Source organism: Allobosea sp. (genome assembly GCF_036675845.1).
In the GTDB taxonomy this organism is placed as follows: domain Bacteria; phylum Pseudomonadota; class Alphaproteobacteria; order Rhizobiales; family Beijerinckiaceae; genus Allobosea.
In genome coordinates, this window is record NZ_JAKFED010000119.1 from 1 (window position 1) to 7948 (window position 7948).

Here is a 7948-nt window from a genome sequence, read left to right on the forward strand (position 1 = left end):
CGACACCGCCAATACCGGCCGCGTCGCGTTGATGTACAATTTCGACAACGGCTTTGCGCCCTATGCCAGCTATTCGACCTCGTTCGAGCCGCTGGCCGGGACGAGCTTCGGCGGCACGCCGTTCAAGCCGACCGAGGGCGAGCAGTATGAAGTCGGCTTCAAATACCAGCCGCCCGGATACGACGCCTTCTTCCAGGCGGCGGTCTACGACCTGACGCAGACCAATGTGGCGACGGCCGACCTGAACAATGTCGGCTTCCAGATCCAGACCGGCGAAATCCGCGCCCGCGGCGTGGAGCTCGAGGCGCGCGCCACCGTACTTGAGAACCTCGATCTGGTCGCGGCCTATGCCTATACCGATGCCGAAGTCACGAAGAGCAACGGCGCCGATCTCGGCAAGCGGCCGACGGTGGTGCCGCGCCATATGGCGTCGCTCTGGGCGCATTACACCTTCAGGACCGGGCTGTTCAACGGGCTCGGCCTCGGCGCCGGCGTGCGCTATGTCGGCAAGGGCGCCGGCGACCCGGGAAACACCTTCTTCACCGACGACTACGCCCTGGTCGATGCCGCGATCAGCTATGACCTTAGCGCCGCCAACGCCGCGATGAAGGGCTGGAAGGTTCAGGTCAACGCCCAGAACCTGTTCGACAAGGAGTATATCGTCGGCTGCTACGGCGCCGTGCAGTGCTCCTTCGGCCTGCGCCGGACGGTGCTCGCGACCCTGTCCTATCGCTGGTGAGGACAGACCGCGTGCAGCGCGCATCGGCACGCGACGAAGAGGGCAGCGGTCCGCCGGCCGAGGCGGTGGCGCTGCCTTACGCGCGCCAGTTCGAGATCGTCTCCCCGCAGGGCCTGCCCTATCGGCTGCTGATCGCGGTGCCGCCGGAAGCAGCGCCGGCCGCCGGCTTCCCGGTTCTCGTCCTGGTCGACGGCGATGCGCTGTTCGCCACCGCGCTCGCCAGCGCCCGGCTGCAGGCGGCCCGCCCGGAAGTCAGCGGCGTCCAGCCGGCCGTGCTTATCGGGATCGGCTATCCGGGTGCCGCGCCCTTCGATGCCGAGCGGCGGCGGCAGGACCTGCTGCCCGATGCCGGCGGGGCCGACCGCTTCCTCGACCTGATCGAGGGCGAAGTCCTGCCGCTGGCCGCGAACCTCGCGCCGATCGACCGCAGCCGGCTGTCATTGGCCGGGCACTCCTTCGGCGGGCTGTTCACGCTGCATGCGCTGTTCACCCGGCCGGCGCTGTTCCGCAGCCATGTCGCCGGCAGCCCGTCGATCTGGTGGAACGAGCGCGCCATCCTCGCCGAGCGAACCCGCTTCCTGCAGGGCGCCGCGCAAGCCCTGCGGCCGAGGCTGCTGATCACGGTCGGCAGCGAGGAGCGGAGCGGCGACGAGCAGCGCGATCCGGTGCGCGCCGCCAGGCTGCGCAACGCCCGCATGGTCGACAATGCCCGCGAGATGGCGGCCGACCTCGCCGCCTCCGGGCGCCTCGACTGCGAGCATGTCGTCTTCGACGGCGAGAACCATGTCTCCGTCATCCCGGCCATGCTGTCGCGGGCCGTGGCCTTCGCGCTCGGGGAAACCCCGCTTCGAGGAGCTCCCGCCCCATGATCGCCCGGCTGACACGGATCGCGAAGCAGCTCGCCCCGGCCCTGCTGGCCCTCGCCCTCCTGCAGGCCGCGCCGGCCGCCGCAGAGCCGGTCACCGTGACCGATCTTGCCGGGCGCACGATCACCTTGCCGGGGTCGGCGAAGCGCATCGTCCTGGCACAGGGGCGCCAGCTCAATGCGCTCGGTCTCATCCACGCCGACCCGGCCAGCCTGCTCGCCGGCTGGGGGGCCGATCAAAAGCGCCAGAACCCCGACGCCTATGCCCGCTATGCAGCGAAATTTCCGGCGATCGCCGCGATCCCGACCGTGGGCTATGGCGCGACGCCGGAGAGCTTCTCCTTCGAGAGGACGGTCTCGCTGGCACCGGACCTGGTGATCCTGAGCCTGTCGCTGGCGGGCACGCGGCACGGGCCGAGCGATCTGGTCGAGCGCTTCGAGGCGGCCGGGATCCCGGTCGCCGTCCTGGATTTCTACCTGCAGCCGCTGCGCGACACGGTGCCGAGCCTGCGCATGCTCGGCAAGCTGATCGGCCGGGAGACGCAGGCCGAAGCCTATGTCCGCTTCTACGAAGAGCGGCGCGAACTGATTGCCAGCCGGGTGCGCGGCGCCGACCGCCCGAGCGTCTTCATGCACGCCCATGCCGGCGGCTTCGATTGCTGCCAGTCGCCGGGCAAGGGCACCTTCGACGATTTCATCGCGCTGGCCGGCGGCCGCAACATCGCCATCGACATGATCCCCGGCGCGACCGGCCAGATCAGCCTCGAACAGTTGCTGGCCAGCGATCCGGCGGTCTATGTCGCGACCGGCGGCCTGCACCTGGCCAAGAGCGGCGGCCTGGTGCTCGGGCTCGGCATCTCGCAGGAAGAGGCCGCGCGCAGCTTCGCCAAGCAGGTGGCGCGCCCCGGCATCAGCGCCCTGGCCGCCGTCCGCAACGGCCGGGCCCACGGGCTCTGGCATCTGTTCAACGATACGCCGCTGCACATCGTCGCGATCGAGGCACTGGCCAAGTGGATCCACCCGGAGCGCTTCGGCGATCTCGACCCGCAGGCGACGCTGAACGAGATCTCGGCGCGCTTCTCGGCGATTCCGCTCGAGGGCGCGCTCTGGGTCGATGGCGCAGCCAAGCCCAAGCCGTGAGCCAGCGGGCTGCGTCCCAGCAAAAAGAGTTCCCGAGCATGACCATTCTCCGCGCCGATGCCCATTTCACATTGTCCGATCCGGCCGCCGTGCTGCGTTCGCTCTGCGAGCACATGATCGAGCACGAGGCGGTGGTGAGCGAGCAGGACGGCGGGACGCTGATCGTCACGGGCGCGAGCCGGGCCGTGCTGCGGGCGGGCGAGGACAGACTCGAAGCATGTGTCGAGGCACCGGACCTCGCCGGCCTGCAGGAGATGAAGCTCGCGGTCGCGAGCCATGTCGTCGAGCTCGCGCCGCCCGGCAGTGTCGCCGGCAGCGGCTGGAGCGGCGATGGCAGCGGCCCCTCGCTCCTGCCCGATTTCCGGGTGCTGACCGTGATCGGCACCGAGCCGCTGACGCCGCATATGCGCCGCATCCGCTTCCGGGGCGAGAACCTGGCGCGCTTCGCTTCGCTGGAGGCGCTGCATGTGCGCCTGTTCTTCCCGCCGGCCGGTCTCGCTGAGCCGGCCTGGCCGATGCTGAGCGAGGACGGGCTGATCAGCCAGCCGCCGCTGGAGCAGCGCCCGGCGGTCCGCAAATACACGATCCGCGAGATCAACGTCGCCGCCGGCACGCTCGCCATCGACTTCGTGCTGCATGGCGATGCCGGGCCGGGCTCGGCCTTTGCCGAGCGGGCCGCCGCCGGCGACCGGATCGGCATGGCCGGCCCCGGCGGGCGCGGACTGCGCGAAGCCGAGCGCTATCTGTTCCTCGCCGACGAGACCGGGCTGCCGGCCGTGGCGCGCATGCTGGCAAGCCTGCCCCGGGAGGCGCGGGGGCTGGCCGTCCTCGAGGTCGCCAATGCGCGAGAGGAGCAAGCCCTCGAAGCGCCCGCCGGCTTCGCGATCCGCTGGCTGCATCGCGATCCGGCTGCGCCCGGCGCGGCACCGCTGCTGCAGGCCTTCGAGGCCCTGGACTGGGACGAGGACGGGCCCGGGCTCTATCTCTGGGCCGCGATGGAGCATGAAACCTTCAGGCAGGTCCGCGCCGCCGCGCGCCAGCGGCTGCGCCCTGCCCGCGACCAGCACCTCATCGTCAGCTACTGGCGCAACGGCGTCTCGGAAGAGCAGCACGCCCTCGAAAAGAAGGCGGCCGCCCGCGCCGCCTGAAGGCGGCAGGCGCAGCTTTCCGCCGCGTTAGAGCCGGGCGGCAGCAAGCGCCGCCACGCCTCGGACCGGACATCGCCTGCCGGCGACCGGCGCGCGAACTGCCGCGCCGGGATGCGCGGTGCCCCCACCCCGTCGTCGCCTTCCGGCAGGATGCTCCCGAGCCGGCCTGAGGCCGGATCGGAAGCCATTCCCGGCGGAACTCTCCCGGAATGCCCCGGACCTTTGCCGGCCGCCCGCGCCGGGACATCCGTCGACGCTCGCCGGCCCTTCGTCCTGTTTGCCCAAACGCAAAGAAGCCCTCGGGCCGGCTCGCTATCACCGGCTCGCCCCCTTGCCGCGCGCATGCGGGGTTTCTCGAGCCGGCCTCGCCGGTGTCGCCCCGCAAACGCAAGGGAAGGGTGAACGCATGGCCGAACGTCTGACAAAGGCGGGGGCGCGAAACGTCTTCTACGGCGGCTCGATCTTCTTCTTCGCCATTTTCGTCGGGCTCACCGCCCACAGCCATTGGTTCATGCGGACGCAGTCGACCGATGAATCGACGCTGACCCCGGCGGTTGCCCGCGGCAAGCATGTCTGGGAGCGCAACTCCTGCATCAACTGCCACACGCTGCTCGGCGAAGGCGCCTATTTCGCGCCCGAGCTCGGCAATGTCTGGAAGCGCTATGGCGGCGACAAGGATCACGCCGGGGCGCGCGAGAGCCTGAAAGCCTGGATGGCCGCCCAGCCGACGGGAATCGAGGGGCGGCGCCAGATGCCGCAGTTTAACCTGACCGAGCAGGAGCTGAACGATCTCGCCGATTTCCTGGAATGGACGAGCCGGATCAAGACCCAGAACTGGCCGCCCAACGATGCCGGCTGAGACAGCGCGACAGGAGAGAGCCATGAGCGGCTACAACACGACAAGATACAAGACCCAGAATGTCGCGATGCTGTATTTCTACGGCGCGCTGGCGCTGTTCGTCGCGCAGGTGACGTTCGGGCTGGTCGCAGGACTGATCTATGTCCTGCCCAATACGCTGTCGGAGCTTCTTCCCTTCAACATCGTGCGCATGATCCACACCAACGCACTGGTGGTGTGGCTGCTGCTCGGCTTCATGGGCGCGACCTATTACCTGCTGCCGGAGGAGGCGCAGACCGAGCTCTACAGCCGCAAGCTCGCCGTCCTGCAGTTCTGGCTGTTCTTCATCGCGGCGGCGATCGCGGTGGTCGGCTACCTGTTCCGCATCCATGAGGGACGCGAGTTCCTCGAGCAGCCCTTCGCGATCAAGGTCGGCATCGTCGTCGTCGTGCTGATCTTCCTCTTCAACATCACCATGACCTCGCTGAAGGGGCGCAAGACCACCGTCACCAACATCCTGCTCTTCGGCCTGTGGGGGCTGGCGATCTTCTTCCTGTTCGCCTTCTACAACCCCGTCAACCTGGCGCTCGACAAGATGTACTGGTGGTACGTCATCCATCTCTGGGTGGAGGGCGTCTGGGAGCTGATCATGGCCTCGGTTCTGGCCTTCCTGATGATCAAGCTCAACGGCGTCGACCGCGAGGTCGTGGAGAAATGGCTCTATGTCATCGTCGGCCTGGCGCTGTTCTCGGGCATCCTCGGCACCGGCCATCACTATTACTGGATCGGCGCTCCCGCCTACTGGCAGTGGATCGGCTCGCTGTTCTCGACGCTCGAGGTCGCGCCCTTCTTCACCATGATCCTCTTCACCGTCCACATGACCTGGAAGGCGGGGCGCAACCATCCCAACCGCGCCGCGCTGCTCTGGTCGGTCGGCTGCTCGGTGATGGCCTTCATCGGCGCCGGCATCTGGGGCTTCCTCAACACGCTGTCCTTCGTCAACTACTACACCCACGGCACCCAGCTCACCGCGGCCCACGGCCACCTCGCCTTCTTCGGCGCCTATGTGATGCTGAACCTGGCGGTGATGGCCTACGCCTTTCCCGAGCTGAAGAACCGGGCGCCTTACAACCAGTGGCTCTCGATCGCGAGCTTCTGGCTGATGGTGCCGGCGATGATGGTGATGACCTTCGCGCTGACCTTCGCCGGCGTCATCCAGGCGCATCTCCAGCGCGTGCTCGGCCAGTCCTTCATGGAGGTCCAGGACCAGCTCGCCTTGTTCTACTGGATCCGGCTCGGCTCGGGTGTCGTGGTGGTGATCTCGGCGCTGATGTTCGCCTGGGCGGTCCTCGTGCCCGGCCGCGAGCGCGCGCCGCAGGCCCTCGGCCTCGCCCAACCGGCGGAATGACGCCCAGGGCCCGCCGGTGAGCGCCGGCGGGCCGCCTCCCGCATATCTCCAGGGATTTCAGCCGATGAACATGATCTCGCCCCTCCCCGTCACCGCGCCGCCCACCGACAGCGTCGACATCCCCGCCTACAGCGCCTCCGGCAATGAGCGCGCGCTGTTCGAGAAAGCCTGGGAAAAGCGCCTGCCGCTGCTGCTCAAGGGGCCGACCGGCTCGGGCAAGACCCGCTTCGTCGCCCATATGGCGGGAAGGCTCGGCCTGCCGCTCTTCACCGTCGCCTGCCATGACGATCTCTCCGCCGCCGACCTGACCGGCCGGCATCTGCTCAAGGGCGGCGAGACCGTCTGGGTCGACGGACCGCTGACCCGCGCCGTGCGCGAGGGGGGCCTCTGCTATCTCGACGAGATCGTCGAGGCGCGAAAGGATGTCGCCGTGGTGCTGCACCCGCTCACCGACGACCGGCGCATCCTGCCGCTGGAGCGCACCGGCGAACTGCTCGCCGCCCCCTCCTCCTTCATGCTCGCGGTCTCCTACAACCCCGGCTACCAGAACCTGCTGAAGAACCTGAAGCCCTCGACCCGGCAGCGCTTCGTCTCCATCAGCTTCGACTTCCTGCCGCGCGCCCAGGAGATCGCCGTGGTCGCGCAGGAGAGCGGCCTCGACGAAAGCGCGGTCGCGCCGCTGGTCGACCTGGCGCGGCGCCTGCGCACGCTCAAGGGGCAGGACATCGAGGAGGGCGTCTCGACCCGCCTCGTCGTCTATGCAGCCAGCCTGATCGCCGCCGGGCTGCCGCGACCGCAGGCAATCGAAGCCTCGATCATCGAGCCGCTGACCGACGAGCCCGAGGTCAAGGCCGGGCTGATCGAGATCGCCCGCGCGGTCCTCGGCTAGGAGCTCGGCGATGCTGGACTTCCTCGAGCTGGAGGAGACCGTCGGGCGCTTCTGGCACAAGCTCGTCGGCGAGACGGCGAGCCTGCCGCATCATCCGCAGGCGGTCGTGACGCTGGCCGCGATGGCCCCCTCGCTGGCCGTCTGCTTCCGCGGCTTCGGCGGCGAGCCCGGCGTCAGGATCGTCCCCGCCCGCGAGCGCGTGGCGAGCCACCGGCTAGGCCTGCGCCAGCGCGTCGGCCTCGGCGAGGAGCGGCTGGCGCTGGCGCTGCGCACGCCGGACAGCCTGCAGCTCCCGGCGCAGATCGCGCTGTTCCCGGAAGCCGCTCTCAACCGCGACCTCTATGTCTGGCTCGCCGCCTGCATGGCCGCGATGACGCCCCGGCCGGTGGCGGAGGCAGATCCGCTCCATCGCGACCTCGCCCTGGTCGCGGCCGCGCGCCAGCTGGTCGCGGCGGTGCTGGCGAGCTTTCCCGGTTTCGCCCCGGTCTATCGGCGGCTGGCGACGGCGCTGCACGCCGGCCGGCGTCGCGAGGGCTTGCCCGCGACGGAAGCCAGGGTCGAGGCCCTGATCTGCGCTGTGCTGGGCGGCGAGGAGATTTCGATCGCAGCCGCCGATTGGCCGGCCAAGGCGCCGCCCGGCTATCTGCCGGCGCTCGGCGTGCCGCTCTGGCCGCTGGCGAGCGCGACCGCGCCTGCCCGGGCGCGCCGGGGCGACGAGGACCAGCCGCCGCCGGCGGCGAACCGCGCCGAGGCGCAGATGCAGGCCCAGGCCGCCAGCCGCGACGAGACGGCGCAGGATTGGCGCGAGCGCAGCCCCTTCATCCTCAACCGCTTCGAGAAGATCCTGGCGATGTCGGAGATGGTCGCGGTCGACCGCCCCTCCGACGACAGCGAGGAGCATGATCCGGAGGCGGCCGACGA

7 protein-coding genes and 1 pseudogene are annotated in these 7948 nt (G+C 69.5%); all 8 read left to right on the plus strand.

The annotated features are described in order from the left end of the window. Positions 1–739: TonB-dependent siderophore receptor (locus V6M56_RS12475; protein ID WP_332684130.1), on the plus strand; the 739-nt coding region annotated here is incomplete at its 5' end. A gap of 11 nt (positions 740–750) precedes the next feature. Beyond that, positions 751–1608, plus strand: a complete 858-nt coding sequence (locus tag V6M56_RS12480) for an alpha/beta hydrolase (protein WP_332684132.1) — start codon at positions 751–753, stop codon at positions 1606–1608. After that, complete coding sequence (locus V6M56_RS12485; protein ID WP_332684133.1) at positions 1605–2744, plus strand: ABC transporter substrate-binding protein; 1140 nt, start codon at positions 1605–1607, stop codon at positions 2742–2744. The genes V6M56_RS12480 and V6M56_RS12485 overlap by 4 nt, the downstream gene beginning before the upstream one ends. Before the next feature lie 38 nt (positions 2745–2782). Further along, positions 2783–3892 (plus strand): siderophore-interacting protein, encoded by a 1110-nt coding sequence (locus tag V6M56_RS12490; protein WP_332684135.1) that lies wholly within the window; start codon positions 2783–2785, stop codon positions 3890–3892. A 406-nt stretch (positions 3893–4298) separates the two neighbouring features. Beyond that, complete coding sequence (locus V6M56_RS12495; RefSeq protein ID WP_332684136.1) at positions 4299–4751, plus strand: c-type cytochrome; 453 nt, start codon at positions 4299–4301, stop codon at positions 4749–4751. 22 nt (positions 4752–4773) lie between these two features. Continuing rightward, positions 4774–6138: a cbb3-type cytochrome c oxidase subunit I gene (locus V6M56_RS12500; protein WP_332684138.1), complete on the plus strand. Its 1365-nt coding sequence runs from the start codon at positions 4774–4776 to the stop codon at positions 6136–6138. Between the two features lie 70 nt (positions 6139–6208). After that, positions 6209–7027, plus strand: coding sequence for a CbbQ/NirQ/NorQ/GpvN family protein (locus V6M56_RS12505; RefSeq protein WP_442881147.1), 819 nt, complete (start codon positions 6209–6211; stop codon positions 7025–7027). 10 nt (positions 7028–7037) lie between these two features. Further along, a pseudogene (locus tag V6M56_RS12510) lies at positions 7038–7948 on the plus strand (protein norD); the annotation flags it as partial.

What these genes read in the sequence shown, in the direction of transcription:
- V6M56_RS12485 (WP_332684133.1), top strand. Translation starts at nt 1,605, where the DNA reads ATGATCGCCCGGCTGACACGGATCGCGAAGCAGCTCGCCCCGGCCCTG.
- V6M56_RS12490 (WP_332684135.1), top strand. Translation starts at nt 2,783, where the DNA reads ATGACCATTCTCCGCGCCGATGCCCATTTCACATTGTCCGATCCGGCC.
- V6M56_RS12495 (WP_332684136.1), top strand. Translation starts at nt 4,299, where the DNA reads ATGGCCGAACGTCTGACAAAGGCGGGGGCGCGAAACGTCTTCTACGGC.
- V6M56_RS12500 (WP_332684138.1), top strand. Translation starts at nt 4,774, where the DNA reads ATGAGCGGCTACAACACGACAAGATACAAGACCCAGAATGTCGCGATG.
- V6M56_RS12505 (WP_442881147.1), top strand. Translation starts at nt 6,209, where the DNA reads ATGATCTCGCCCCTCCCCGTCACCGCGCCGCCCACCGACAGCGTCGAC.